The following is a 25,366-nucleotide window of genomic DNA, read 5'->3' on the forward strand; positions in this document are numbered from 1 at the left end:
TGCGCCGCGCCTCCGACTCGAGCGAGTGGAAATCAGGCGCGCGGATTGGAAGCAAGGGCTTCCAGTTGGCGATGAACCTTCGGCAGCATCGCAGGCAAATCCTCCGAAATCAGTCCCGGCCCGAACAGTTCGGCGGCCCGCCCATGCATCCAGACCGCCGCGCAGGCTGCCTCGAAGCTGGGGGTGCCTTGCGCGAGTTGCGCCGCGACGAGCCCAGCGAGAACGTCGCCCGTCCCCGCTGTCGCCAGCCAGGGCGTTCCGGTCGCATTGATCGCGGCTCGCCCGTCCGGCGCGGCGATGACCGTGTCACGCCCTTTCAGGACAATGATCGCGCCGGCGCGTGTGGCCGCCACCCGCGCCCGCTCCAGCTTCGAGGCATGTCGATCCGCAATGTCGGGAAACAGCCGCTTGAACTCGCCATCATGGGGCGTCAGCACGAGCGCCGAAGCCCCCTTCCCCCCGGCCCGGGCGGCTGCGAACAGGGTGTCCGGATCGTCCGCGAAAGCGGTGATGCCGTCGGCGTCGAGAACCAGTCGCCGCCCCGCCGCCAGCACCGCGCTGGCGAAACACCGCGCTCGCTCGCCGACACCGAAGCCCGGCCCGAGCACGAAGGCGTTGAACCGCGAGTCTTCCAGGCGTTCTCCGAGCGCCGCCTCGTCGTCGCAACGCCTCAGCATGATGGCGGTGAGATGCGCGGCATTGGCCATCAGCGCCGCGCCCGGTGAAAAGATCGTGACCAGTCCGGCACCGCCGCGCAACGCCGCCGTCGCGGCCAGTCGCGCCGCGCCGGTTCGCGTCGCGCCGCCGGAAAAGACGACGGCATGGCCGCGGTCGTATTTATGACCGGCTATGGGTGGACGCTTGAGCGCGTCCATCCACAGTGCCGGCTCATTGGCGAAGATCATCGGGGCAATGGCGTCGAGAACCGTCGCCGGGATGCCGATATCGGCGACGATGGTGGGTCCGCAAAGGCTCCGGCCCGGCTCCAGCAAATGGCCCGGCTTGCGCCGGAAGAAGGTCACCGTCAGATCGGCCGAAACCGCTTCGCCCAGGCGCTCGCCGGTAGCGCCTGAGACGCCTGACGGAAGATCGATGGCGACGACCGGTGTCGGCGCCGCGTTCAGCTTGCGGATCACCCCGGCCGCCCCGCCCTCGACGGGGCGCGACAGGCCGGCTCCGAACAGGCCGTCGATGACCAGATCGAACGCCGCGGGATCGAAGCTGTCGAGCGGATGCGTGGTTCCGCCGAAAGCCGTCGCGGCGATGGCGGCGTCTCCGTGAAGCTTCGTCGCAGCGACGAGGCCGAATATCTCCACCCGGCGCCCCGCCTCACCCAGCAACCGGGCCGCGGCATAGGCATCGCCGCCATTGTTGCCGGGGCCGGCCAGCAGCGCGATCCGTTCGGCGCGCGGATAATGCGAATGGACGGCGGCGGCGACCGACTCCGCCGCCCGCTCCATCAGCGCGATGCCGGGCGTTCCGGCCGCGATGGTCCGGCGATCCGCCTCGGCCATCTCATCGGGCGTCAGAAGCGCGGTGCCGCATGCATCTTGAAAGACCATTGTCCTGCCTATTCCTTCATCATTGTGACAGCGTATTGGGCATTCCAGGTGACAGAAGGACCGGCCTCGTGTAGCCGAGAGAATGATCGCAAGCATCCGCCTTCGGTTCCACCGATGCGTTTGCTCGGTCTTCCAGCGCGCGGACCGGGCCGATTGCGGTCACGGAAGAGCGTTCGTGAAACTATTTCGAACCGGTCACGGTTCTAAGCCGTCTTTGGCACGTCTCCTGCTTTCGGCAGAGGTGACGGGCCGGCGGCCCGTGACGAGGGCAACGTCGAAAAGGACGATCGATGAAGAAGGTCGAGGCTATCATCAAGCCTTTCAAGCTGGATGAGGTGAAGGAAGCGCTCCAGGAGGTCGGACTTCAGGGGATCACCGTCACCGAGGCCAAGGGTTTCGGGCGCCAGAAGGGGCACACCGAGCTTTATCGCGGCGCCGAATATGTCGTCGACTTCCTTCCGAAGGTGAAGGTCGAGATCGTGCTCGCCGACGAAACCGTCGCGGCGGCGGTCGAAGCCATTCGCAAGGCGGCCCAGACGGGACGCATCGGCGACGGCAAGATCTTCGTCTCCAATATCGAGGAAGCGATCCGTATCCGCACCGGCGAAGCCGGCACAGACGCGATCTGACGCCCGCCCTCTCCCGCAACAATTACATCGTTCAGTAACAGGAAAGACAACCATGACGAGCGCCAACGACATCCTGAAGCAGGTCAAGGACAACGACGTGAAATTCGTCGATCTGCGCTTCACCGATCCGAAGGGCAAGACCCAGCATGTGACGATGGATGTGACCCTCGTCGACGAGGACCTGTTCTCCGAAGGCACGATGTTCGACGGCTCGTCGATCGCCGGCTGGAAGGCGATCAACGAATCCGACATGGTGCTGATGCCGGATCCGGAAACGGCCTACATGGACCCGTTCTTCGCCCAGTCGACCATGGCGATCGTCTGCGACATCCTCGACCCTGTCTCCGGCGAGGCCTACAACCGCGATCCGCGTTCGACGGCGAAGAAGGCAGAAGCCTACCTCACCCAGTCCGGAACCGGCGATACCATCTTCGTCGGTCCGGAGGCGGAGTTCTTCATCTTCGACGACGTGCGCTACAAGGCCGATCCCTACAATACCGGGTTCAAGCTCGACTCGACGGAATTGCCATCGAATGACGACACCGACTACGAGACCGGCAATCTGGGTCACCGTCCGCGCGTCAAGGGCGGCTATTTCCCTGTGCCCCCGATTGATTCCTGCCAGGATATCCGCTCCGAGATGCTGACGGTGATGGCCGAAATGGGCGTTTCGGTCGAAAAGCATCACCATGAGGTGGCGGCCGCGCAGCACGAGCTCGGTATCAAGTTCGACACGCTGACCCGCAACGCCGACAAGATGCAGATCTACAAATACGTCATCCATCAGGTGGCGAACGCCTACGGCAAGACGGCGACCTTCATGCCAAAGCCGGTCTTCGGCGACAACGGCTCGGGCATGCATGTTCACCAGTCGATCTGGAAGGGCGGCAAGCCGACCTTCGCCGGCAATGAATATGCCGGTCTGTCGGAAAGCGCGCTGTTCTACATCGGCGGCATCATCAAGCACGCCAAGGCGCTCAACGCCTTCACCAACCCGTCGACGAATTCGTTCAAGCGGCTCGTCCCGGGCTACGAGGCGCCGGTGCTGCTGGCCTATTCGGCGCGCAACCGCTCGGCATCCTGCCGCATCCCCTTCGGCCAGTCGCCCAAGGCCAAGCGCGTCGAGGTGCGTTTCCCCGATGCGACGGCGAACCCCTATCTCGCCTTCTCGGCCATGCTGATGGCCGGCCTCGACGGCATCAAGAACAAGATCCATCCGGGCGCGGCCATGGACAAGGACCTGTACGACCTGCCGCCGGAGGAGCTGAAAGAGATTCCGACTGTCTGCCGTTCGCTCCGCGAGGCGATGGAAAGCCTCGACGCCGATCGCGACTTCCTGAAAGCCGGCGGCGTCTTCGACGACGACCAGATCAGTTCGTTCATCGACCTGAAGATGGCCGAAGTGCTGCGGTTCGAGATGACGCCGCATCCGGTCGAGTTCGACATGTATTATAGCGTCTAGAATCGGAGCTCTTGGATTGAACGGATAACCGCCTTTTCAAGGGATTGAAGTTGACGGATAGGGCGGAAAGTGGCTCGGAATCTGGGACGTAAAGTCCCTAAGCCGAGCCACTTTTTCTATGCGAACACCGTTCGATAATTACATTCGACAGCTCGTGCAATTCGAAAGGCCGGCCGCGTAAAACTGAAAACGCTCTGCACCAAAGCGGGGCAAGTCCCATCTTATCGAGTACTTTTTCAGGGCAACCGCTCTTCGCGAACGACGTGATCAAACACCGCCCGGTCTGGACAATGGAGGCCGGCATGCATCGGTCCATTGTCGCGCCATCGGCGGCAGCACACCGAGAAGATCGGCCGCGCGCCGGGCAATCTGGTCGATGATCTCGTCTGAGGTTACCGGTTTCAGATAGAAGGCCGGGCTCGGGGGCGCGACGATGGCGCCCATCTCGGTCACCGCGCACATGGCCCGCAAATGGCCGAGATGCAGCGGCGATTCGCGGGCGATCAGCACCAGCCGGCGCCGCTCCTTCAACTGCACGTCGGCGGCGCGGACGAGCAGATTGTCGCTCAGAGAATTCGCGATCGCGCCGAGGCTGCGCATCGAGCAAGGCGCCACGATCATCCCGGCGACGGGATAGGAGCCGGAGGCGACCGTGGCGCCGAGATCGTCGATCGCATGACGTCTGGTGGCGAGGCGGTCGAGCCGGGCCAGCGCATCGGGGCCGACTTCCTCGTTCAGGGTCCGCTCGGCGCCGCGGGTGACGATCAGTTCGACCGGCACCGCCGCCGCGCTCAACAGCTCGGCCAGGCGCAGGGCGATCGCCGCGCCGGAGGCGCCGCTGACGCCCAGAATGACAGGGGCGGCGCTCATGCCGGCAGCTCCTTCGATCCGACCAGTCCGAGCCGCTCGCAGAATCGCGCCGCCTCTTCGGCCAGCGGAGCCGGCATATCCAGCACCTTTCCCCATTCGCGCCGGGTCTCGGCGCCGATCTTGTTGGTGGCGTCGATCCCCAGCTTGCCGCCAAGACCGGGTTCGGGCGAGGCGAAGTCGAGGTAGTCGATTGGCGTCCGGTCGATCACCATGAGATCGCGCGAGGGGTCCATGCGCGTCGCCAGCGCCCAGGAAATATCGGACCAGCTTCTGGGATCGATGTCGTCGTCCACGACGATGATCGTCTTGGTGTAGGAGAACTGCGCCAGCATCCCCCACAGCGCCATCATCACCCGCCGCGCCTGTCCGGGATAGCGCTTGCGGATCGAGATCACGGCCATGCGATAGGAGCACGCAGCGGGCGGCAGCCACAGATCGACGATTTCGGGGATCTGCCGGCGAATCATCGGCAGCGCCAGTGTGTTGAAGACCTCGCCGATCACCGACGGTTCGTCCGGCGGCCTGCCGGTGAAGGTGGTGAGATACAGCGGGTCGCGGCGCATGGTGATGGCGCTGATCCGCATCACCGGGAATGGCTGGACCGCGTTATAGTAGCCGGTGTGGTCGCCATAGGGACCTTCCTGCGCCGTTTCGGTCGGCGAAACCCAGCCTTCGAGTACGATCTCTGCCTCGGCGGGTACCATCAGCGGAACCGTGCGCGCCGGAGCCAGCGCCTGGCGTTCGCCCCGCAGCACGCCGGCGAAGCGAAGTTCCGCGAGCCCCTCGGGCAACGGCAGGGCGGCGGCCAGCATCGTCGCCGGATCGGCGCCGATCGCCACCGCCACCGGCATCGCCTCGCCACGCGCCGCCCAGGCCCGGTGGTGCGCGGCGCCGCCACGATGCGCCAGCCAGCGCATGATCGCACGATCGCGGCCGAGCACCTGCATCCGATAAACGCCCATATTGGTCTGGGTGGTGTCGCCGGCTTCCGTTTCCGGTGGACGGGTGATCACCAGCGGCCAGGTGATCAGCGGCGCCGGTTCGCCGGGCCAGCAGGTCTGCACCGGCAGGCGGCCGAGATCGACATCCCTGCCCTCCAGAACCGTATGCTGCACGGGCGCGCGGTTCACCAGACGGGGCCGGGTCGCCAGCGCTGAGCGCAGCATCGGCCAGCGCGAGAACGCGTCGCGCATCCCCTCGACCGGGGCGGGTTCGCGCAGTGCGGCGAGGAGCTCGCCCAGCTCCTCCACTCTGTCGGAGGTCAGCCCCAGGCCCGCCGCCACCCGCTGCTGCGTGCCGAACAGATTGGCGATAACCGGCATTGTCGCGAGGCGTCCCTGGCCATCCGTCGCCGCGTCGAAGCGCAGCGCCGCCCCGCCCTCACGCAAGACATGGCGATGCACCGCCGTCATCTGGTGTTCCAGCGAAACGGGTTCCGCCACCCGTGCCAGGTCGCCCGAGCGGTCAAGGTGGCTGAGGAACTCGCCAAGGTTGGCGAAGGGGGGCAGGTCGCGGATCGGCATCATTCCTCTCGATCCGCCCTGATAGCCTGCCGATCGGTTCGCCGGACTTGATCTCGATCAATGCCGGGGGGAGCGGTCGCGGTTACCTCGAACGGCATGAACGGCGCCAATTCGATCCCTCATTTTCCGTCCGCGGGTGCGCGGTTGCTCGCGCAGCTGCCGCCCGGTCCCTTGTCTCTCATTCTGGGACGCGCCGCGCGCGACATGGCGGAGCACCATCCCGGCCTGTTCACGCGTCTGGGCCCGCATGCGCAAAAGCGCTTTCTGATCGACCCCACGGATCTGCCATTTGCCTTTCTGCTCTGTCCCAGGCCCAGCCGGCCCAGCATCGAAGCGCTGAGCCGTTCGGCCCCATGCCACTGGGACTGCCGGATCGCGGGGCCGCTGGCCGCGCTTCTCGGCATGATCCATGGCGCCTATGACGGCGACGCGCTGTTTTTCTCTCGCGACATTGCCGTGGAGGGCGACACCGAGGCCGCGCTGGCGCTGCGCAACGCGACCGACGATGCCGAGATCGACCTGTTCGAGGCGGTCGCGGGAAGTTTCGGCGCGCCGGGTCGCGCGGTGGGGCGGCAGTTGCGTCCGCTGGCGCGGGTGGCGGAACGGATCACCGGGGTCGCGCTGATGCGGCCGGAGATGAACGCGTGAGCGGACCGGCGCTGGAACTCGTCTGCCCGGCCGGCACGCCCGCGGCGTTGCGCGCGGCCGTCGACGCGGGTGCGCACACGATTTACTGCGGCTTCGCCGACGAGACCAATGCCCGCAATTTTCCCGGACTGAATTTTTCGCGTGACGAGATGGCCGCCGGTGCCGCCTACGCCCACAAGGCGGGCGCCAAGCTCTTGATCGCGATCAATACCTTCCCGCGCGCCGGTGCGGAGGATTTCTGGCACCGCGCCGTCGACGACGCCGAGGCTGCCGGCGCCGACGCGGTGATCATGGCCGATCTCGGCCTGCTCGCCTATGCCGCCGAACACCGTCCGGCGCTCCGGCGTCATCTCTCGGTGCAGGCGGCGGCCGCCAATGCCGACGCGATCATGTTCTACGCCGAGGCGTTCGACGTGAAGCGGGTCGTGCTGCCCCGGGTGCTGAGCGTCGAGGAGATCGCCGCGATCAACCGCGACATCGACGTCGAGACCGAAGTCTTCGTTTTCGGCGGGCTTTGCGTGATGGCCGAGGGACGTTGCTCGCTGTCCTCCTACGCCACCGGACGGTCGCCTAACATGCACGGCGTCTGCTCGCCGGCCAGTCATGTCGTCTATGGCGAGGAGCAGGAGGAACTGGTCTCGCGCCTCGGCGGCTTCACCATTCACAAGGTCGCCAAGGATGCGCCGGCCCCCTACCCGACGCTGTGCAAGGGATGCTTTTCGGCGGGGGGGCATACCGGTCATGTCTTCGAGGACCCGATCAGCCTCGACGCCGCCGAACTGATCCCCAGGCTGGCCGAGGCCGGAGTGACGGCGCTGAAGATCGAGGGCCGCCAACGCAGCCGCGCCTATGTCTCGGCGGTGGTGAAGAGCTTCCGCCGGGCCACCGACGCGATCGCCGCCGGGCAACCGGTGCCGGTTAGCGAGTTGGCGCATCTGACCGAGGGGCAGGCGAGCACGCTCGGCGCCTATCGCAAGATCTGGCGCTGAACATGGGCGCCATGAGCAAGGGAGCGCGACGATGCGCCTGACACTGGGCCCGGTTCTCTACAACTGGCCGGCGGATGATTGGTCCGACTTTTATGCGCGGATTGCCGACGAGGCGCCGGTCGATCGGGTGGTGGTCGGCGAGGTCGTCTGTTCCAAACGCCTGCCCTTCTACCAGAACCGCATCCCGGAGGTGGTCGAGCGGCTGCAGCGCGGCGGCAAGGAGGTCGTTCTCGCCTCGCTCGGGCTGGTTACCCTGCGGCGCGAGCGAAGGATGTTGGCCGAATTGGTCGAGTCCGGCCTGCCGGTCGAGGTCAACGACCTGACGGCGTTGCGCCATCTCGCGCCGGGCACGCCCTTCACGGTGGGTCCGTTGGTCAATGTCTACAATAGGGGCACGCTGGGCTTCCTCGCCAGGCGTGGAGGAATCTCGTTCTGCCTGCCCCCCGAGCTCGCCTTCTCGTCCGTCGCGACGCTGGCGGCTACCGGGGCAGGATTTGGCGTCGACATCGAGGTCTGGGCGTTCGGGCGGCTGCCGCTGGCGCTCTCGGCGCGCTGTTACCATGCCCGCCTTGCCGGCCTGGCCAAGGACTCCTGTCAGTTCGTCTGCGAGCAAGACCCGGACGGGCTGCCGGTCGAAACCCTCGACGGACAACCCTTCCTTGCGATCAACGGAGTCCAGACGGTCTCCGAGCGCTGGGCCAACCTCGCAGGCGATCTGGCGCCGCTGGCCGAAGCCGGCGTCGGCGCGCTGCGGCTTTCGCCCCATACCGGCGACATGGTGGAGGTCGCGCGTCTGTTTCGGGCAGCGGCCGACGACCGGATCGCCCCGGACGAAGCGCTTGCCGAACTCGCAGCTTTGGCACCGGAACGGCGCTTCGCCAACGGCTTCCTGTTCGGACAATCCGGCGCGGAGTGGACCCATTGAACCGGATGAATAACCGCGACGCCGCCGCTCCTAGGGCGAATTCTATGCTGCGAAAGGAAAATCGATGCTGATTGCCGCCGTACACTCCAGTGAGCCGGGCCGTCTCGACGCGGTCATGAGCGAGGTTGCCGAGACGCTGCTGTCGCAAGGCCTGCGGCTGGCCGGGGTGGTCCAGACCAACTGCGTCAATCCGGACCGGCATAAGTGCGACATGGACGTGCGGGTGCTGCCCGACGGCCCCCTGATCCGCATCAGCCAGGATCTGGGGACCGCCTCGCGCGGCTGCCGCCTCGACCCGGCGGCGCTCGAAGAGGCGGTTGCGCTGGTCGGCCCGCGCCTGGCGGCCGGGGCGGATCTGCTGATCCTCAACAAATTCGGCAAGCACGAGGCCGACGGGCACGGGTTTCGGGACCTGATCGCCGAGGCGCTGGCCGCCGGAGTCCCGGTCCTCACCGGCATCAACGGGCTCAACCGCCCTGCCTTCGAGGCCTTTACCGACGGCATGGCCGAGGTCCTGCCCGCCGACCCCTCGGCCCTGTTGGCCTGGGTGCGCGCGGCCCGCCTGTCAAAGGTGGCGTGATGACGTCCCGGTCGCCGGGGATTTCGGTCCGGCGCGAGCCGGACTGCGGCTGCGAGGCGGCCGCGGATTTGATCTCCGTCGATCGGGCGTTAGCGATAGTGGCGGATCTGGCGCGACCGGTCGCGGACTGCGAGACGCTGCCGCTCGGCGCGGCGACGGGCCGGGTGCTGGCCGGGGCCGTGCATGCCGCCGCCGATGCGCCGGGCTTCGACGCATCGGCGATGGATGGCTATGCGCTGCGTGCCGACGGGTTGCGCGGTGACGGCCCCTGGATGCTGCCGGTCGGCTCCCGGATCGCGGCCGGCCAGACGGCTGGCCCCCTGCCTCACGGCCAGGCCGCGCGCATCTTCACCGGCGCGCCACTGCCCGAAGGAGCGGACACTGTCGTGATGCAGGAGGCGGTGACGCGGCGGGACGACCTGATCGTGATCGCGACACGGCCGGCTCCGGGACAGAATATTCGCCGACGCGGCCAGGACATGGTGCGCGGCATCGAGGTGCTGCCCGCCGGCCGCCAACTGGGACCGCGCGACATCGCCGCAGCGGCGGCGGCCGGAGCCGGTCATCTGTCGGTCCGGCGCAGGCTACGAGTAACGCTGCTCAGCAACGGCGCCGAACTGGCCGAGCCGGGCGAGACCCTGGACAAGGGCCAGATTTGGAACGTCAACCGCGCCATGCTGGCCGCTCAGATGGCCGGTCCCGGGCTCGATCTGACGGATGGTGGCATCATTTGCGACGATCACATCACCTTCACCGACGCGCTGATCGCCGCAAGTCGCGGCGCCGACCTCGTCGTCACGTCCGGCGGCGCGTCGGTCGGCGAGGAGGATCATCTGCCGCGCGCGCTGGCCGAGGCCGGGGCCGAGATCCATTTGCGCAAGGTCGCGATGAAACCGGGCAAGCCGCTGACGATCGCAAATATCGGCCGGGCCCTCGTGCTCGGTCTGCCGGGCAACCCGGTGGCGTCATTCGTCAGTTGGCATATCTTCGGCCGGCCCATCGTCGCGGGACTGACCGGTACGGAGCATCGCCCTCGCCGCCTGATGGCGCGCTTGTCCGAGGGGCTCAGCCGCCGAGCCGGACGCCGCGAGTTCCGCCCCGTCCGCTGGGTGGGCACGGGCCTTGACGGTCTGCCGGTTCTCAAGCCCGGTCCGGCGGAGTTCTCGGCCCGGGTGGCCGAACTGGCGTGCGCCGACGGGCTGGCCGACATCCCGGCCGGGATCGACAGCCTCGCGGCCGGCGATCTCGTGGCGTTTATTCCCTTCGGCTGAGCATCCGCTCGCCGTCCTCCGAAGACCCGGTGACGCCACGTCCCCGGGTCAGCCGGTCGCCTGTCAGGCCGCGACCAGCGTGACGCCGGTCACTTCGGCGTCACTGACCAAGGTCGCCGTGAAATTACGCGCGGCCTTCGCCCAGGCGACTTTTTCCAGCATGTCGCGGATGCGCGGCGCCACGGCCTCGAACGGCAGAACCGCACCTTCGGCACGCGCATCCAGCCGGATGATGTGCAACCCGTAACGCGATGCCACCGGTTCCGGCGCGATCGCGCCTTCGGCGAGCGCATCGAGCGCCGCTTCGAACTCGGGCACGGTGTCGCCGCTGATCAGCTGTCCCAGCCTTCCACCGGCATCGCGCGAGGAACAGGCACTGTGCTCGCGGGCCAGACGATCAAACGCGCGCGGATCCCGCCGCACCTCGGTCAGCACCGCAGCCGCTTCGATCCGGGCCTTGGCCAAGGCCGCCGCGTCGCCCGGCCTGACCGGGAAGAGAATATGCGCCGCCTCATAGAGCGTCGGCGCGCGCCAGCGTTCCGGCGAAGCGTCATAGGCGGCACGCAGATCGGCTTCCCGCGGCGCGGCCGGATCGACCGCGGCGTCCAACACCTGCCGGATCAGGGCCTCGTCGTCGGTCTCCACCCGACCCTCGGCCACTTCTTGCGGGTCGGGGGCAAGCCCGCGTCGCCGTGCCTCCTGCAGCAGGAGCGCGCGGATCGCCAAGGCCCGCGCGGCGGCGGTCCAGGCCTGTCCGGGCTTCGATTTGGGCGTCGGATGATTCTGCGCCTCGGACGCGATCACCTTGGTCGGGATCGTCTCGCCGTTCACGACCACTTCGCTGAAGAGAGATGTCATGATGTCCGCTCCACCGGATGATTGACGGCCCGCTTTCTGGTCCGCACGATTTGATAGCCGGGCCGCCAGAGATACCGGACCGGGGCTGACAGCATGTGCACGAGCCGCGTGAACGGGAACAGCAGGAAGATCGTCAGGCCGAGCACGATATGCAGCTTGAAGATCAGGCTGCTGTCAGCGATCAGATCGGCGGCGCCCGCGCGGAAGGTAAAGATGCCCTGCGCCCAGGCCATGAACCGGGTCATCTCCTCGCCGTCGAGATGCTGGAGCGAGACGAATATGGTGGCGATCCCCAGCACCAGCTGCGCCATCAGCAACACCAGAATACCGGTGTCGGCAAAGGTCGAGCTGGCGCGGATGCGCGGGTCGTTCAGCCGCCGCATCAGAAGGATCGTCCCGCCCACCAGCGCCATGATTCCGGCGATGCCGCCGAAGATGATCGCCAGCAACTGTTTGGCGCCGTGGCTGACGCCGAGCGCGTCGAAGATCCAGATCGGGGTCAGAAGGCCCACGAAATGACCCGCGAAGATGACCAGAATTCCGACATGGAACAGCACGGACCCGATGATGAACTGGTGCCGTCGCAGCAGCTGCGAGGACGACGATTTCCAGGTGAACGGGTCACGTTCGTAGCGGACCACCGATCCGATCAGCAGGACCGACAGTGCGATGTAGGGGTAAATTCCAAACAGGAAGTTGTTCATTCCGGCCTCCGTCAGTTGCCTGCCCCGGCTCGCGCCGGGTTGAGGGGTGTGTCCATCGCGGCCAGAATGTCGCGCGATACGGGGCAGCCCGCGTTGGGATCGGGCGCGAAGGTGACCTGCGCCTCTTCCCAGACCGCGTCGAGCGCCGCCAGATCCTCGGGGTCGTCGTCCTTTTGCGACAAGAGCGCCGCCGCGACCCCGGTGTCGGCCGCGGCCCGGCCCAGATCGGCCAGCGCGACCAATATCGCGGCATAGGGCGTCTCGCGCCGGGTCAGCCGTTCGGCAAGCGCCACCAGGATCGGCCCTGCGTCGGCCAGGATCTCGCGCGTCTCCGCCAGGAGCCGGGTCGAGAGAAATTCCAGCAGCACCGGCAGGTGATCCGGCAGTTCCGGTCCGACCAGGTCGAAGCCCCCTGCCCGGTAGGTTTCCAGGAGATCCACCATCGCGCCGCCGCGATCGCGGCTTTCCCCGTGGACATGCTCGAACAGATTGAGCGACAGGGTTCGCGAGCGGTCGAACAGCAGGACATAAGCCTCCTGCAATTCGATGATGTCGCCCTCGGTGAGACGCTGTAGCAGGGGCTGCAGCGCCTCGATCAGAGGCGGCGGCAGCACCGCCTCCTCGGCCAGGACGGCGCGGATGTCCGGGATCGCCGCCTGCAACTCGCTCGAGGGATAGGTCAGCAGCGCGGAAAGCGCTTTGAACGTCCGGGTCATTGCCAGCCCTCCGCCGGGGTTATGTGCTTGCGACCGCCGAACAGAGTGCCCTTCGACACCCCCGACGAGCAGCCGTTGCCATCGGTAAAGCCGCAGCCGCCACGCAAATCATAGGCATCCTCGACCACCTCGCGGTGGGTTGTGGGGATGACGAAGCGATCCTCGTAATTGGCGATCGCCATGATCTGATACATCTCGTCGATCTGATGCGGGGTCAGGCCGACGCGCTTGGCGACGCCGAGGTTGATCACGCCGTCGACCGTTTTCGAGCGCATGTAGGACCGCATCGCAAGCATGCGCTCCAGTGCCGAAACGACCGGTGCCTCGTCGCCCGCCGTCAGCATGTTGGCGAGGTATTTCACCGGGATACGCAGCGACTTCACGTCGGGCATGTCCCCGTCCGCGGCGATCTGGCCGGCCTCGGCGGCGTTCTGGATCGGGCTGAGCGGCGGAATGTACCAGACCATCGGCAAGGTCCGGTATTCGGGGTGCAGCGGAAAGGCGATCTTCCATTCCATCGCCATCTTCCAGATCGGCGATTTGCGGGCCGCCACGATCCAGTCCTCGGGCACGCCCTCGGCCCTTGCCGCGGCGATCACCTCGGGGTCATTCGGGTCCAGGAACACGCCGAGCTGCGCATCGTAGAGATCCTGGTCGTTCTCGATCGAGGCGGCCTCCGCGATCTTGTCGGCGTCATAGAGCATCACGCCGATGTAGCGGATGCGCCCCACGCAGGTTTCCGAGCAGACCGTCGGCAGGCCGGATTCAAGACGCGGATAGCACAGCGTGCATTTCTCCGACTTTCCGGTCGACCAGTTGTAGTAGATCTTCTTGTAGGGACAGGCCGACACGCACATCCGCCAACCGCGGCACTTCTCCTGGTCGATCAACACCACGCCGTCTTCCTCGCGCTTGTAGATCGCGCCAGAGGGGCAGGCCGAGGCACAAGCCGGGTTGAGGCAATGCTCGCACAGCCGCGGCAGGTACATCATGAAGGTGTTTTCGTACTGACCGTAGATTTCCTTCTGGATGCCCTCGAAGTTGTAATCCTTCGATCGCTTGGCGAACTCGCCGCCGAGGATCTCCTCCCAGTTCGGACCCCATTCGATCTTCTCCATCCGCTCGCCGGTCAGCTTCGAGCGCGGCCGCGCGGTCGGGAACGCCTCCATCTCGGGCGCCGACTTCAAATGGTCGTAATCGAAATCGAACGGCTCATAATAATCGTCGATCTCGGGCAGGTCCGGATTGGCGAAGATATTGGCGAGGATGCGCCACTTCGCGCCCTGCTTGGGCCGCAGCTTGCCGCCCTTGGTGCGTTCCCAGCCGCCGTTCCAGCGTTTCTGGTTCTCCCAATCCTTCGGATAGCCGATGCCGGGCTTGGTCTCGACATTGTTGAACCAGGCGTATTCGACGCCGTCGCGGCTGGTCCAGACGTTTTTGCAAGTGACCGAGCAGGTGTGACACCCGATGCATTTATCAAGATTCAGCACCATGCCGATTTGCGCGCGAACTTTCATTCCGCTGCCTCCGCTGACGCGACCGGCGTATCCAGCCAATCGACCTTTTCCATCTTGCGCACGATCACAAACTCGTCCCGGTTCGACCCGACGGTGCCGTAGTAGTTGAAGCCGTAGCTCAACTGGGCATAGCCGCCGATCATGTGCGTCGGCTTCAGAACCGTCCGCGTGACCGAGTTATGGATACCGCCGCGCTTGCCGGTGATCTGGCTGCCGGGGGTATTCACGATCTTTTCCTGCGCGTGATACATGAACAGCGTGCCTTCCTTGATGCGCTGCGAAACAACCGCCCGCGCCGTCAGCACGCCGTTCGCGTTGAAGACTTCGACCCAGTCGTTGTCGACCAGCCCTGCCTTCGCCGCGTCCACCTCCGATATCCACACCACCGGGCCGCCGCGGTTCAGCGTCAGCATCAGGAGATTGTCGGTGTAGGTCGAATGGATGCCCCATTTCTGGTGCGGGGTGATGAAGTTCAAAACGACATGCTTGTCGTTGCCCGCCTGCCCTATCGCCGGCGCGATGGTCTTCAGATCCACCGGCGGCCGCCAGGTCACGAAGGCTTCGCCAAAGGCGCGCATCCACTCGTGGTCCTGGTAAAGCTGCTGGCGGCCAGACAGCGTGCGCCAAGGGATCAGTTCGTGGACGTTGGTGTAGCCGGCGTTGTAGCAGACGTCCTCGCTTTCGATCCCGGACCATGTGGGCGACGAGATGATCTTGCGCGGCTGCGCGGCGATGTCTCGGAAGCGGATTTTCTCGTCCTGCTTGGGCCTTGCCAGATGGGTGTGTTCGCGCCCGGTGATCTTCTCCAGCGCCTCCCAGGCCTTGACCGCCACCTCGCCGTTGGTTTCCGGCGCCAGCATCAGGATGACCTCGCAAGCATCGATCGCGGTGTCGATCCTGGCCATGCCCTTGGTCACGCCCTCGTCGGTAACGCGGCCATTGAGATCGCGAAGGTGATGCACCTCGGTCTTGGTGTCCCAGGCGATGCCCTTGCCGCCGTTGCCGACCTTCTCCATCAACGGCCCAACCGCGGTAAAGCGCTTGTAGAGGTTGGGATAATCCCGCTCCACCGCGATGTAGTTCGGCGCGGTCTTGCCGGGAATCAGCTCGCATTCGCCGGCCTTCCAGTCGGCCACGACCGATTGGGCCAGCTCGCCGGGGCTGTCGTGCTGCATCGGCAGCGCGACCACGTCGGTTTCCACTCCCAACACCTCGGGCGCGATTTCGGAGAACTTCCTGGCCAAGGCCTTGAATATCTCCCAGTCCGATTTCGATTCGTAAGCCGGGTCCACGGCCGCCTGCAGCGGGTGGATGAAGGGGTGCATGTCGGACGTGTTGAGGTCGTCCTTTTCGTACCAACTGGCTGTGGGCAGGACGATGTCGGAATAGACGCATGTGGTCGACATGCGGAAATCCAGCGTCACCAGAAGATCGAGTTTTCCTTCGGGCGCCTGATCGTGCCACTTGGCCTCGATCGGCTTGACCCTGCCTTCCTCGCCCAGATCCTTGCCGAGGACGCCGTGATCGGTGCCCAGAAGATGGCGCAGGAAATATTCATGTCCCTTGCCCGACGACCCCAAAAGGTTCGAGCGCCAGACAAACAGGTTGCGCGGCCAGTTTTCCGGTGCATCCGGGTCTTCGCAGGACATTTCCAGCGCGCCTGACTTCAGCCCTTCGGCCACGTATTCCGGCGCCGTCTTGCCCGATGCCTTGGCGGCGCGGCCAACCTCCAGCGGGTTGGTCTTCAGTTGCGGCGCAGAGGGCAGCCAGCCCATGCGTTCGGCCTGGATGTTGTAGTCGATCAGGCTGCGCTCGGCCCAATTGCCCGCCGGTGCGGTCGGCGACAGAATCTCCCCCGCCGTGACGGTTTCGTAGCGCCACTGGTCGGTGTGCGCGTACCAGGCCGATGTCGAGTTCATGTGCCGGGGTGGGCGTGCCCAGTCCAGCGCGAAGGCGAGCGCTGTCCAGCCGGTTTGCGGACGGAGCTTTTCCTGGCCCACATAGTGCGACCAGCCGCCACCCGACTGACCGACGCAACCACACATCACCAACATGTTGATGATGCCGCGATAGGCCATGTCCATATGGTACCAGTGGTTCAGGCCAGCGCCCAGAATGACCATCGACTTGCCGTTGGTCTTTTCGGCATTGGTGGCGAATTCACGCGCCACGGCGACGATCCGGTCGCGCTTGACCCCGGTAATCTTCTCGGCCCAGGCCGGCGTAAACGGCACATCGGCGTCGAAAGAAGTGGCGACATGTTTGCCGCCCAGCCCACGATCGAGGCTGTAATTGGCGCAGAACAGGTCGAACACCGTCGTCACCAGCGCCTCGCCATCCTTCAGCTTCAGGCGGCGGACTGGAACGTTGCGGGTCAGCACCTCGGGGTGATCGCATTTGGTGAAATGCTCGGTTGCCTCGCCGCCGAAATAGGGAAAATCGACACCGACCACATCGTCGCGATCCTCCTCGAGGACCAACGTCGTCTTCAGGTCGATCGCCTTTCCGCCCGCGTTCTCCTCAAGGTTCCAATGCCCGCTTTGCCCCCAGCGGAAGCCGATCGAGCCATTGGGGACGACGACAGCGCCAGTGTTGCTGTCGATCCCGACCGTCTTCCAGTCGGGGTTGTTGGATTCGCCCAGCGCATCGGTGAAATCGGCGGCGCGCAGCATCCGGCCCGCAACGTAGCCTCCGTCCTTCTTGTCCAGCCGTACCAGCAGCGGGAAATCGGAATATTTGCGGGTGTAATCCTCGAAATACGGCACTTGCCGGTCGAGATGATATTCACGCAGGATGACGTGGCCAAACGCCATTGCCAGCGCGGCGTCGGTGCCAGCCTGCGGGTTTAGCCAGATGTCGCCGAACTTGGCGGCCTCGCTGTAATCCGGGCTGACCACGGCGGATTTGGTGCCCCGATAGCGCGCCTCGGTATAGAAATGCGCGTCCGGCGTGCGGGTTTGCGGCACGTTCGATCCCCAAAGGATCAGGAAGCCGGAATTGTACCAGTCGGCGCTTTCCGGCACGTCAGTCTGCTCACCCCAGGTCTGCGGGCTGGCGGGCGGCAGGTCGCAATACCAGTCGTAGAACGACATGCAGGTGCCACCCATCAGGCTGAGGTAGCGCGAGCCCGCCGCGTAGCTGACCATCGACATCGCGGGGATCGGCGAGAAACCGAAGACGCGGTCGGGTCCGTAGGTCTTGGTGGTGTAGGCATTGGCCGCCGCGACGATCTCGGTGACCTCGTCCCAGCTGGCGCGAACGAATCCGCCCTTGCCGCGGGTCTTGGTGTAGCTGCCCCGCTTGGCCGGATCGGCCTGGATCGCCTTCCACGCCTCGATCGGGCTCATCGTGGCGCGCAATTCGCGCCACAGCCGCATCAGCCGCCCCCGCACCAAGGGCGTCTTCACCCGATTGGCCGAATACAGATACCAGCTGTAGCTGGCCCCCCGCGCGCAGCCGCGCGGCTCGTGGTTGGGCATGTCGGGCCGGGTCCGCGGATAATCGGTCTGCTGGGTCTCCCAAGTCACGATCCCGGACTTGACGTAGATCTTCCACGAACAGGACCCGGTGCAGTTCACCCCGTGGGTGGACCGCACGATCTTGTCGTGGCGCCAGCGATCGCGGTAGACGTCCTCCCAATCCCGGCTCTCGATGGTGGTCTGGCCGTGACCATCGGCGAAGGTGTCCTGTCGCGTGGACTTGAGGAAATTCAGTCGGTCGAGAAGATGGCTCATCTTGCTCTCCTTTCAGGTCAGACTGCGGAGATGGCGGGCGAGGAACGGCCGGCGCGCTCGGTTGCGGCCAGGAGGCCGCCCCGCCGGGTGTAGTAGAACCAGGTCAGCACGACGCAGATCACGTAGAAGCCGAGGAACCCCCAGAGCGCCGCCACCGGCCCGCCGGTCATGGCGATCGAGGTGCCGTAGGCTTTCGGGATGAAGAAGGCGCCATAGGCCGCGATGGCGCTGGTAAAGGCGATGATCGCCGCGCTTTCACGCTCCGCCTGCTTGCGCAGCGCGCCCCCGTCCAGCTCCGGCATCAGACGCGGGATTTCGCGCCCCATGATCGCGGGGATCATCTGGAATGTGGAGGCGTTGCCGACCCCGGTCAGGAAGAACAGCGTCATGAACGAAGCGAAGAAGCCCCAGAACGCGCCCGGCTGTTCCTTGATGCCGAGGAAGAAGATCACCCCGAACACCGCCACGATCATCCCCAGGAACGTCCAGAACGTGACCCGGCCGCCGCCGTATTTGTCGGAGATCCAGCCCGTGCCGGCGCGCGACAGCGCCCCGACCAACGGCCCGAGGAATACGAACTGCAGCGCGTTCACGTCTGGGAACTGAAGCTTGGTGAGCAGCGGGAAACCAGCGGAATAGCCGATGAAGCTGCCGAAAGTGCCGGTGTAAAGCACGCACATGATCCAGTTGTGCTTGCGGCTGAAGATGATCGCCTGCTCCTTGAAGCTGGCCTTGGCGTCGGCGATGTCGTTCATCCCGACCCAGGCAGCGATGGTGGCCGCGATGATGAACGGCACCCAGACGAAGCCGGCGTTCTGCATCCAAAGCTGGCCGCCATCCGACATGGTCTGCGGCTGACCGCCCAACGCGCCGAAGACACCGGCGGTGATGACGAGCGGCACCAGGAACTGCATGACGGAGACGCCGAGATTGCCGAGGCCCGCGTTCAGCGCCAGCGCGTTGCCCTTTTCCGCCTTCGGGTAGAAGAAGGCGATATTGGCCATCGACGAGGCGAAGTTGCCGCCGCCGAAGCCGCACAGCAGCGCCAGAACCAGGAAGATCAGGTAAGGCGTATCGGGATTTTGCACCGCATAGCCGATGCCCATGGCCGGTAGCAGCAGCGAGGCAGTAGAAAGGGTCGTCCACAGCCTGCCGCCGAAGATCGGCACCATGAAGCTGTAGAAGATGCGCAAGGTTGCACCGGAAAGCCCCGGCAGCGCCGCCAGCCAGAACAGCTCGCCCGGCGTGAAGTCGAAGCCGATCGCCGGCAGACGCGCCACGACCACCGACCACACCATCCAGACCGAGAAGGCCAGAAGCAGTGCCGGGATCGAGATCCAGAGATTCCGGCGCGCGATGCGGCGGCCTTTGTCCTCCCAGAAGGTCTCGTCCTCGGGGCTCCACTCTTCCAGCGTGTGCGCATCCTGCGAGGCGTCCGAGACCGGCATCCCCAGCATTTCGGGTAGTTGCGGCAAATGGTTCAGGACTGCGCCCTGCTCCGTCCGCTCCATCACGCGGATCGCCATGTGCATCCAGAGCAGCGAAACGCCCACCAGCAGGAACAGCAGCGCAAAGGCCGAGGTATAGATGCCAGTCAAGTCCAGCGCTGCGCCGAATATGATCGGCAGGATGAACCCCCCAAGGCCGCCGATCATGCCCACCAGCCCGCCGACAGCGCCGACATGCTTGGGGTAATAGGCCGGGATGTGCTTGAATACCGCCGCCTTACCGAGGCTCATGAAGAAGCCGAGCGCGAACAGGATTAAGACGAAAGGCCAGAAGTCCAGCTGGGTCGAAAAGGCGATCGGGCCGTCCTTGCCCTGGATCACATAGTCTGTTGCCGGATAGGACAGCATGAACAGCAAGATGGTGGAAAACCCGAGGCTCCAATACATCACCGCCCGGGCGCCGAAACGGTCCGACAACGCTCCACCATAGGCCCGGAACAGGGATCCCGAAAGCCCGAAGGCCGCGACCGCCATGCCAGCCATGCGGATGTCAACGTCGTAGACATCCATCAGGTAATGCGGCGTCCAGAGCGCGATTGCGACAAAGCCGCCGAACACGAAGAAGTAGTAGAGCGAGAAGCGCCAGACCTGCAGGTTCTTCAGGGGCGCGAACTGTTCGGCCAGCGAGGGTGGCCGCGCGCCGCTTTTGCGGCGGGCCACGAGTTCCGGGTCATCCTTGGCAAACAGGAAGAACACGACCGCCATCAGCGCCAGGGCAGCGGCCCAGACATGGGCGACCCCGTGCCAGCCATAGGCGACCATCACGAAGGGCGCGACGAATGTGGTGACCGCCGAGCCGACGTTGCCGGCGCCGAATATCCCCAGAGCTGTGCCCTGCCTGCCCGCGCCATACCAGCGCGAGACATAGGCGACGCCGATGATGAACGATCCGCCGGCCAGGCCGATGCCCAGCGCGGCGACGAGATACATCGTATAGGTAGACGCCCAGGTCAGCATCCATGTCGCCGCCGCCGTCAGCAGCATCTGCGTCGTGAAGACAGCGCGGCCGCCGTATTTCTCGGTCCAGACACCGAGGATTAGCCGGGTAAGCGATCCAGTCAGAATGGGCGTGGCGACCAGCAAGCCGAACTCGAACTCGTTGAGCCCCAGCTCGGCCTTTATCTCGACGCCGATGATTGAAAAGATCGTCCAGACCGCGAAGCAGGCCGTGAAGGCGATCGTGCTCAGCCCCAGCGCTCGTGTGCGCTCGGCATCCGAGACGTGTGCCTGCTCCATCATGATCTATCTTCGCTTCCGACGCATTTCGTCGCGCCGGAGTGGGACGGAAGAAGCCGCCGCGACTTGACCGAGATCAAACCGCAGCGGCCGGCGAGAGCAATCGAACCAGATTTGATGATAGGCGCCGCAATGACCTGGGTTTGTCAGGCGTCAGGGATTGATATTGCCTATATCCCCTAGACTGATGTCTGTTCATCAATTACCAAATATCAAGCGAACTGTCGGAGATGAGTTGATTCATGCGTGAAACGGTCCTTCCGGCGATCCGCCGCCTTCCGCTGTTTCGATCGATGGCGGAGGAGAATTTTCTCGCCCTGACGCGCGCGGCGTACGATCAGACCTTTCCGCCCCAGATCCAGCTGATCGACGAGGGCGAGTCTGCCGATTTTCTCCACATCGTCGTGGAGGGCTCGATCGAGCTCTTCGCGGGCTGGCAGGAGCGTGAAACCACGCTGGCGGTGGTGCGGCCGCGTTCGACCTTCATCCTCGCCGCCTGCATGCGAGACGCGCCTTACCTGATGTCGGCGCGCACACTGGAGAAAACCCGCCTCATCCTGGTGCCCAGCAGCGATGTGCGAACCATCTTCCGCACCGATGGCGAATTTGCGTTGGCCACCATCGCCGAGCTTTCGGCCGGTTACCGCGGCATGGTCCGGCACGCCAAGGATCTCAAGCTGCGCAGCGCACGCGAGAGGTTGGCCGCTTACCTTCTGTGTCAAGCCGGGGCCGCCGGCGACAGAGCAAGCTTTGTCCTACCCATGGAAAAGCGGGTGCTCGCCTCGTTCCTCGGGATGACGCCCGAGAGTCTCTCACGAGCGATGAAATCGCTGCAGACAGATGGCGCCGTGGCCGACGGTCAGCGGGTCATCATCACGGACCGCCCTGCACTGGAGGCGCTGGCGAAGCCCACTTCGCTCATCGACGGGCCGGATTGCGATGGCTTGCAAGGCGACGGAGCAGCCGAGGACGTATCGTGATCACGCGGGCCTGAGCCCGTCACGCAGGCCGCGCCGCCGGTTTTGGCACACCCGCCCGACGGAACCCGTGGATAAACCTGTCGCGGAAGCGTTATGCGCCGGGAAACGACACCGGACTCTTGAAGAACATTTCGTGAAAGTATAGGCAGGGCCCATGGTTGATGGGCACGAATTTCCATTGCAACACGAGTTTGTCCCGCATGTTTCGCAGACGGGTCCGCGATGAGCGACGACCTGTTTTCGGGCAATGCGGCGCGTCGGCCGAAATCGCCGAAGCCGGCCGACCAGCCTTTGCCGGTGCAAAATTTGACGCAGCCCGCTGAATACACGGCGGCCGATATCGAGGTGCTGGAAGGGCTGGAGCCGGTTCGCCGCCGCCCCGGCATGTATATCGGCGGCACCGACGAGAAGGCGCTGCATCATCTCTTCGCCGAGGTCATCGACAATTCGATGGACGAGGCGACCGCCGGACACGCCAATTTTATCGAGGTCGCGCTGGAAGCGGACGGCACCTTGTCCGTCGCCGACAACGGTCGCGGGATTCCGGTCGACCCCCATCCCAAATACAAGAACAAGTCGGCGCTCGAAGTCATCATGACGACGCTGCACGCTGGCGGAAAATTCGATTCGAAGGTCTATGAGACCTCGGGCGGCCTGCATGGCGTCGGCGTGTCCGTGGTCAATGCCCTGTCGGAGGTCTTGGAAGTCGAGGTCGCGCGCAATCGCAAGCTCTACCGCCAGACCTATGCGCGGGGACTGGCGACCTCGACGCTCGACGAAGTCGGCGAGGTTCACAATCGCCGCGGCACACGGGTGCGGTTCAAGCCGGATCCGCAGATTTTCGGCGACGGTGCCAGGTTCCGCCCCGAGCGGCTGTTCGCCATGGCTCGCTCGAAAGCCTACCTCTTCGGCGGCGTCGAGATTCGCTGGTCCTGCGATCAGAGCCTGCTCGTGCCCGACGGCGACATCCCGGCTCGCGAGACATTCCACTTCCCCGGCGGGCTGAAGGATTATCTCGACGTCACGCTCGGCAAGGAGCACCGCGTCACCGCGCAGATCTTCGCCGGCCGCACCGAGAAAGTCTCGGGCCACGGGGCCGTCGAATGGGCTGTCAGCTGGACGCCGGAAGACGGCTTCATCCGCTCCTATTGCAATACCATTCCCACACCCGAGGGGGGCACCCACGAGGCCGGCCTACGCTCGGTGCTGCTGCGCGGCCTCAAGGCCTTCGCCGAGGTTTCCGGTAACAAGCGAGCCTCGATCATCACCGGCGACGACCTGATGTTGACGGCCTCGGCCATGCTGTCGATCTTCATCAGGGAACCGGAATTCGTTGGCCAGACCAAGGACCGGCTGGCCACCGCCGAGGCGCAGCGGATCGTCGAGCAATCGATGCGCGATTCCTTCGACATCTGGCTTGCCTCCTCGCCGCAGGACGCGGCGCGGCTGATCGACTGGGTGGTCGAGCGCGCCGACGAGCGGCTACGCCGCCGCCAGGAAAAGGAGGTCAGCCGCAAGAGCGCGACGCGCAAGCTGCGGCTGCCGGGCAAGCTCGCGGACTGCTCGCAAAACGGCGCCGCCGGGGCCGAGATTTTCATCGTCGAGGGGGATTCCGCCGGCGGTTCGGCCAAGCAGGCACGCGATCGCCGCCTGCAGGCGATCCTGCCGCTGCGCGGCAAGATCCTCAACGTGGCGAGCGCCGGTCGCGAGAAACTCGGCGCCAATCAACAGCTCGCCGATCTGATCCAGGCGCTGGGCTGCGGCACCCGCGCGAAATACCGCGACGAGGATTTGCGCTACGAGCGTGTCATCATCATGACCGACGCCGACGTCGACGGCGCCCATATCGCCTCTCTGCTCATCACCTTCTTCTATCAGGAAATGCCGGAACTGATCCGTAGCGGTCACCTGTTCCTGGCGGTGCCGCCGCTTTACAAGCTGACCCAGGGTGGAAAATCCTTCTACGCCCGCGACGACAAGGATCGCGAGCGGTTGATCGCAAAAGAGTTCAATGGGCGCGGCAAGGTCGAGGTCTCGCGCTTCAAGGGCCTTGGCGAGATGCTGCCCTCGCAGCTCAAGGAAACGACCATGGACCCAAGGAAACGCACCTTGCTCAGGGTCGTTATGGACGAAGCGCCGGAATCGGGCACGTCGATCGCGGTCGATGCGCTGATGGGAAACAAGCCGGAAGCCCGCTTCCGCTTCATTCAGGATCGCGCCGCATTCGTCAAGGAACTGGACATCTGATCCGATCCAGCTGAAATGCCGTCGATTGCTCAATCGGAGGACTTCCCATGCCCCATCTCAGACACTGGCTTGCCGGTACCGCATTCCTCGTCATGGCCATGAGCCATACGGCCGCTCTGGCCCAGGCAGACGCCGGAGCCCCCGTTGCCGCTCCGGACGCCGCTCAACCGGCTGAAGCCCCGGTGACACCCGACACCGCGCAGCCCGCCGAGGCCAAGACGGCGCCGGCAACCTCCGGCGATCCCGAGCTCGCCGCAAAGGCAAAGACGGCCGCCGAAGCCCTGTCGCCGCAGGTCCAGGATGTCCAAATCGTCGGACCATGGTCGGACGATACGAGTGAGGGCGTCTGGCGGACGGTCATGGTGCAGTCGCAGACCGACGATTCCGCCTTTCATTTCTTCGTTCAGCAACTCGAGGGTGCGGGAAGCGACCTGAGCGTGCTCGCCACGACGGAGATCGTCGAGATCAATCAGATCGAAGGCGCGGTCGTGGGCTATCGCGCTGACGAGCCGAGCGAAGAACAGCCGAACAGCCTGACGCTGTTCTTCGACATCCTGCCTACCGACGGGGAAGTCACCGAGACCTACGAGCTGCATTTCTTTCCGGGGGAACCTTACACCTTCGGTCCGGCAACCAACTGATAAGGCGTGACCGAGGCATCCCGTTGAAGATGCCGTCGGATCACCGCACTCGCGGCGTCGGGCGCTTCCATCGTCACCATGTGACCGACGCCGTCGAGGAGATCAAGCGTGCTGGCCGGCATAGCGGCAGCCATTTCACGGGATCGGTCCGGCGAAATGATCTGATCTTCGATCCCGGCCAAGACCGTCGTCGGGACGTCTATGCACGGCAAAAGCGATGTCTGGTCCCGCCGTCCGATGATGGCCTCCTGCTGACGCGCGAAGATATCGGCTCCGATCGCTTCCGCCATTGCGACGATCCGCCGGCGTAGCTGCGGGTCGGTGCGGCCATTGGGACCGAGCAGTCGGTCGGAAAGGATTTCGGCGACGGCCGCGATACCCTTGTCGTGAGCCAATGTGACCAAGCGCCGGCGCATGGCCGTCTGCTGTGCGGTGTCGGCCTTGGCGCTGGTCGCCATCAGAACCAGGTCGGTGACGCGTTCGGGTGCGATCCGCATGACTTCGAGGGCCACATAGCCGCCCATCGACAAGCCGCAGAGGAGGAACCGATCCGGCGCGACCTCTAGCAGACGCTCGGCCATCGCCGCGATGGTCGGATCGGACGTCGTATCGGCCATCACGACGCCGCAGGATGGGACGGACGCGATCTGGTCCCGATAGAGATCGTCGGTACATAACAGACCCGGAATCATCACAATCTGTGTCAGATTCATCTTTTGTACCCTGTAAATCACCTGAAATCGCCCCATATGCGGCGCTGCGGTTG

General features: G+C 65.1%; 20 protein-coding genes. 10 read left to right on the forward strand and 10 right to left on the reverse strand.

The features are described 5' to 3' along the window. Window positions 1–32 precede the first annotated feature (32 nt). Window positions 33–1,562, reverse strand: a complete 1,530-nt coding sequence (locus tag VQ044_RS06620) for an NAD(P)H-hydrate dehydratase (RefSeq protein WP_327646148.1) — start codon at window positions 1,560–1,562, stop codon at window positions 33–35. Between the two features lie 290 nt (window positions 1,563–1,852). Between VQ044_RS06620 and VQ044_RS06625 the strand changes: the two genes are divergently transcribed. Together VQ044_RS06625 and glnA are read left to right on the forward strand one after the other, a co-directional pair. After that, window positions 1,853–2,191 (forward strand): P-II family nitrogen regulator, encoded by a 339-nt coding sequence (locus VQ044_RS06625; protein WP_024350649.1) that lies wholly within the window; start codon window positions 1,853–1,855, stop codon window positions 2,189–2,191. Between the two features lie 52 nt (window positions 2,192–2,243). Next, window positions 2,244–3,653, forward strand: coding sequence for a type I glutamate--ammonia ligase (gene glnA / locus VQ044_RS06630; protein ID WP_327622120.1), 1,410 nt, complete (start codon window positions 2,244–2,246; stop codon window positions 3,651–3,653). A gap of 267 nt (window positions 3,654–3,920) precedes the next feature. Here glnA and VQ044_RS06635 read toward each other — a convergent pair whose 3' ends face one another. Both VQ044_RS06635 and VQ044_RS06640 read right to left on the reverse strand, forming a co-directional pair. Further along, complete coding sequence (locus tag VQ044_RS06635; RefSeq protein ID WP_327646150.1) at window positions 3,921–4,523, reverse strand: UbiX family flavin prenyltransferase; 603 nt, start codon at window positions 4,521–4,523, stop codon at window positions 3,921–3,923. Next, window positions 4,520–6,046 (reverse strand): UbiD family decarboxylase, encoded by a 1,527-nt coding sequence (locus tag VQ044_RS06640; protein WP_327646151.1) that lies wholly within the window; start codon window positions 6,044–6,046, stop codon window positions 4,520–4,522. The genes VQ044_RS06635 and VQ044_RS06640 overlap by 4 nt, the downstream gene beginning before the upstream one ends. 96 nt (window positions 6,047–6,142) lie before the next feature. Here VQ044_RS06640 and ubiT point away from each other — a divergent pair, with 96 nt between their 5' ends. From ubiT to VQ044_RS06665, 5 genes are all read left to right on the forward strand, one after another. Further along, the gene (gene ubiT, locus VQ044_RS06645; protein ID WP_327646152.1) at window positions 6,143–6,694 is read left to right on the forward strand and encodes a ubiquinone anaerobic biosynthesis accessory factor UbiT; all 552 of its coding nucleotides are present in this window, start codon (window positions 6,143–6,145) and stop codon (window positions 6,692–6,694) included. A gap of 11 nt (window positions 6,695–6,705) precedes the next feature. Then, window positions 6,706–7,683, forward strand: coding sequence for a ubiquinone anaerobic biosynthesis protein UbiU (gene ubiU / locus VQ044_RS06650; protein WP_327646197.1), 978 nt, complete (start codon window positions 6,706–6,708; stop codon window positions 7,681–7,683). 31 nt (window positions 7,684–7,714) lie between these two features. Next, window positions 7,715–8,608, forward strand: a complete 894-nt coding sequence (gene ubiV, locus VQ044_RS06655) for a ubiquinone anaerobic biosynthesis protein UbiV (protein ID WP_327622116.1) — start codon at window positions 7,715–7,717, stop codon at window positions 8,606–8,608. Window positions 8,609–8,672: 64 nt separating this feature from the next. After that, window positions 8,673–9,188: a DUF2478 domain-containing protein gene (locus VQ044_RS06660; protein WP_327622115.1), complete on the forward strand. Its 516-nt coding sequence runs from the start codon at window positions 8,673–8,675 to the stop codon at window positions 9,186–9,188. After that, on the forward strand, window positions 9,188–10,459 hold the full coding sequence (locus VQ044_RS06665) for a molybdopterin molybdotransferase MoeA (RefSeq protein ID WP_327646154.1): 1,272 nt from the start codon (window positions 9,188–9,190) through the stop codon (window positions 10,457–10,459). Before VQ044_RS06660 ends, VQ044_RS06665 begins: the two co-directional genes overlap by 1 nt. Window positions 10,460–10,522: 63 nt before the next feature. On the opposite strand, the gene VQ044_RS06670 is transcribed toward VQ044_RS06665, so the two are convergent. The 6 genes from VQ044_RS06670 to VQ044_RS06695 are packed head-to-tail and all read right to left on the reverse strand — an operon-like array spanning window position 10,523 to window position 20,735. Beyond that, window positions 10,523–11,290, reverse strand: coding sequence for a peptidylprolyl isomerase (locus tag VQ044_RS06670; protein WP_327650878.1), 768 nt, complete (start codon window positions 11,288–11,290; stop codon window positions 10,523–10,525). A 23-nt stretch (window positions 11,291–11,313) separates the two neighbouring features. Further along, the gene (narI, locus tag VQ044_RS06675) at window positions 11,314–12,021 is read right to left on the reverse strand and encodes a respiratory nitrate reductase subunit gamma (RefSeq protein ID WP_327646158.1); all 708 of its coding nucleotides are present in this window, start codon (window positions 12,019–12,021) and stop codon (window positions 11,314–11,316) included. Window positions 12,022–12,032: 11 nt separating this feature from the next. Next, complete coding sequence (gene narJ, locus VQ044_RS06680) at window positions 12,033–12,737, reverse strand: nitrate reductase molybdenum cofactor assembly chaperone (RefSeq protein ID WP_327646159.1); 705 nt, start codon at window positions 12,735–12,737, stop codon at window positions 12,033–12,035. Further along, entirely contained in the window at window positions 12,734–14,254 is a 1,521-nt protein-coding gene (gene narH, locus VQ044_RS06685; protein ID WP_327646161.1) for a nitrate reductase subunit beta, read from the reverse strand. Before narH ends, narJ begins: the two co-directional genes overlap by 4 nt. Further along, the gene (locus tag VQ044_RS06690) at window positions 14,251–17,988 is read right to left on the reverse strand and encodes a nitrate reductase subunit alpha (RefSeq protein ID WP_327646162.1); all 3,738 of its coding nucleotides are present in this window, start codon (window positions 17,986–17,988) and stop codon (window positions 14,251–14,253) included. The genes narH and VQ044_RS06690 overlap by 4 nt, the downstream gene beginning before the upstream one ends. Before the next feature lie 17 nt (window positions 17,989–18,005). After that, complete coding sequence (locus VQ044_RS06695) at window positions 18,006–20,735, reverse strand: nitrate/nitrite transporter (protein ID WP_327646163.1); 2,730 nt, start codon at window positions 20,733–20,735, stop codon at window positions 18,006–18,008. Between the two features lie 239 nt (window positions 20,736–20,974). Here VQ044_RS06695 and VQ044_RS06700 point away from each other — a divergent pair, with 239 nt between their 5' ends. The 3 genes from VQ044_RS06700 (at window position 20,975) to VQ044_RS06710 (ending at window position 24,600) form a co-directional block, all read left to right on the forward strand. Continuing rightward, window positions 20,975–21,712, forward strand: a complete 738-nt coding sequence (locus VQ044_RS06700; protein ID WP_327646164.1) for a helix-turn-helix domain-containing protein — start codon at window positions 20,975–20,977, stop codon at window positions 21,710–21,712. Between the two features lie 222 nt (window positions 21,713–21,934). Next, complete coding sequence (gene parE, locus VQ044_RS06705; protein WP_327646166.1) at window positions 21,935–23,959, forward strand: DNA topoisomerase IV subunit B; 2,025 nt, start codon at window positions 21,935–21,937, stop codon at window positions 23,957–23,959. Between the two features lie 47 nt (window positions 23,960–24,006). Next, complete coding sequence (locus VQ044_RS06710; protein WP_327646168.1) at window positions 24,007–24,600, forward strand: hypothetical protein; 594 nt, start codon at window positions 24,007–24,009, stop codon at window positions 24,598–24,600. Here VQ044_RS06710 and VQ044_RS06715 read toward each other — a convergent pair. Beyond that, window positions 24,573–25,313, reverse strand: coding sequence for an alpha/beta fold hydrolase (locus tag VQ044_RS06715; RefSeq protein ID WP_327646169.1), 741 nt, complete (start codon window positions 25,311–25,313; stop codon window positions 24,573–24,575). The two genes, VQ044_RS06710 and VQ044_RS06715, sit on opposite strands and share 28 nt — an antisense overlap. Window positions 25,314–25,366: the final 53 nt, after the last annotated feature.

Source organism: Aurantimonas sp. C2-5-R2 (assembly GCF_036549495.1).
GTDB classification, from domain to species: domain Bacteria; phylum Pseudomonadota; class Alphaproteobacteria; order Rhizobiales; family Rhizobiaceae; genus Aurantimonas; species Aurantimonas coralicida_A.

Bases quoted from the DNA above. Each gene is read 5' to 3' on its own strand.
- VQ044_RS06620 (WP_327646148.1), bottom strand. From the start codon at position 1,562: ATGGTCTTTCAAGATGCATGCGGCACCGCGCTTCTGACGCCCGATGAG.
- VQ044_RS06625 (WP_024350649.1), top strand. From the start codon at position 1,853: ATGAAGAAGGTCGAGGCTATCATCAAGCCTTTCAAGCTGGATGAGGTG.
- glnA (WP_327622120.1), top strand. From the start codon at position 2,244: ATGACGAGCGCCAACGACATCCTGAAGCAGGTCAAGGACAACGACGTG.
- VQ044_RS06635 (WP_327646150.1), bottom strand. From the start codon at position 4,523: ATGAGCGCCGCCCCTGTCATTCTGGGCGTCAGCGGCGCCTCCGGCGCG.
- VQ044_RS06640 (WP_327646151.1), bottom strand. From the start codon at position 6,046: ATGCCGATCCGCGACCTGCCCCCCTTCGCCAACCTTGGCGAGTTCCTC.
- ubiT (WP_327646152.1), top strand. From the start codon at position 6,143: ATGAACGGCGCCAATTCGATCCCTCATTTTCCGTCCGCGGGTGCGCGG.
- ubiV (WP_327622116.1), top strand. From the start codon at position 7,715: ATGCGCCTGACACTGGGCCCGGTTCTCTACAACTGGCCGGCGGATGAT.
- VQ044_RS06660 (WP_327622115.1), top strand. From the start codon at position 8,673: ATGCTGATTGCCGCCGTACACTCCAGTGAGCCGGGCCGTCTCGACGCG.
- VQ044_RS06665 (WP_327646154.1), top strand. From the start codon at position 9,188: ATGACGTCCCGGTCGCCGGGGATTTCGGTCCGGCGCGAGCCGGACTGC.
- narI (WP_327646158.1), bottom strand. From the start codon at position 12,021: ATGAACAACTTCCTGTTTGGAATTTACCCCTACATCGCACTGTCGGTC.
- narJ (WP_327646159.1), bottom strand. From the start codon at position 12,737: ATGACCCGGACGTTCAAAGCGCTTTCCGCGCTGCTGACCTATCCCTCG.
- narH (WP_327646161.1), bottom strand. From the start codon at position 14,254: ATGAAAGTTCGCGCGCAAATCGGCATGGTGCTGAATCTTGATAAATGC.
- VQ044_RS06690 (WP_327646162.1), bottom strand. From the start codon at position 17,988: ATGAGCCATCTTCTCGACCGACTGAATTTCCTCAAGTCCACGCGACAG.
- VQ044_RS06695 (WP_327646163.1), bottom strand. From the start codon at position 20,735: ATGATGGAGCAGGCACACGTCTCGGATGCCGAGCGCACACGAGCGCTG.
- VQ044_RS06700 (WP_327646164.1), top strand. From the start codon at position 20,975: ATGCGTGAAACGGTCCTTCCGGCGATCCGCCGCCTTCCGCTGTTTCGA.
- parE (WP_327646166.1), top strand. From the start codon at position 21,935: ATGAGCGACGACCTGTTTTCGGGCAATGCGGCGCGTCGGCCGAAATCG.
- VQ044_RS06710 (WP_327646168.1), top strand. From the start codon at position 24,007: ATGCCCCATCTCAGACACTGGCTTGCCGGTACCGCATTCCTCGTCATG.
- VQ044_RS06715 (WP_327646169.1), bottom strand. From the start codon at position 25,313: ATGAATCTGACACAGATTGTGATGATTCCGGGTCTGTTATGTACCGAC.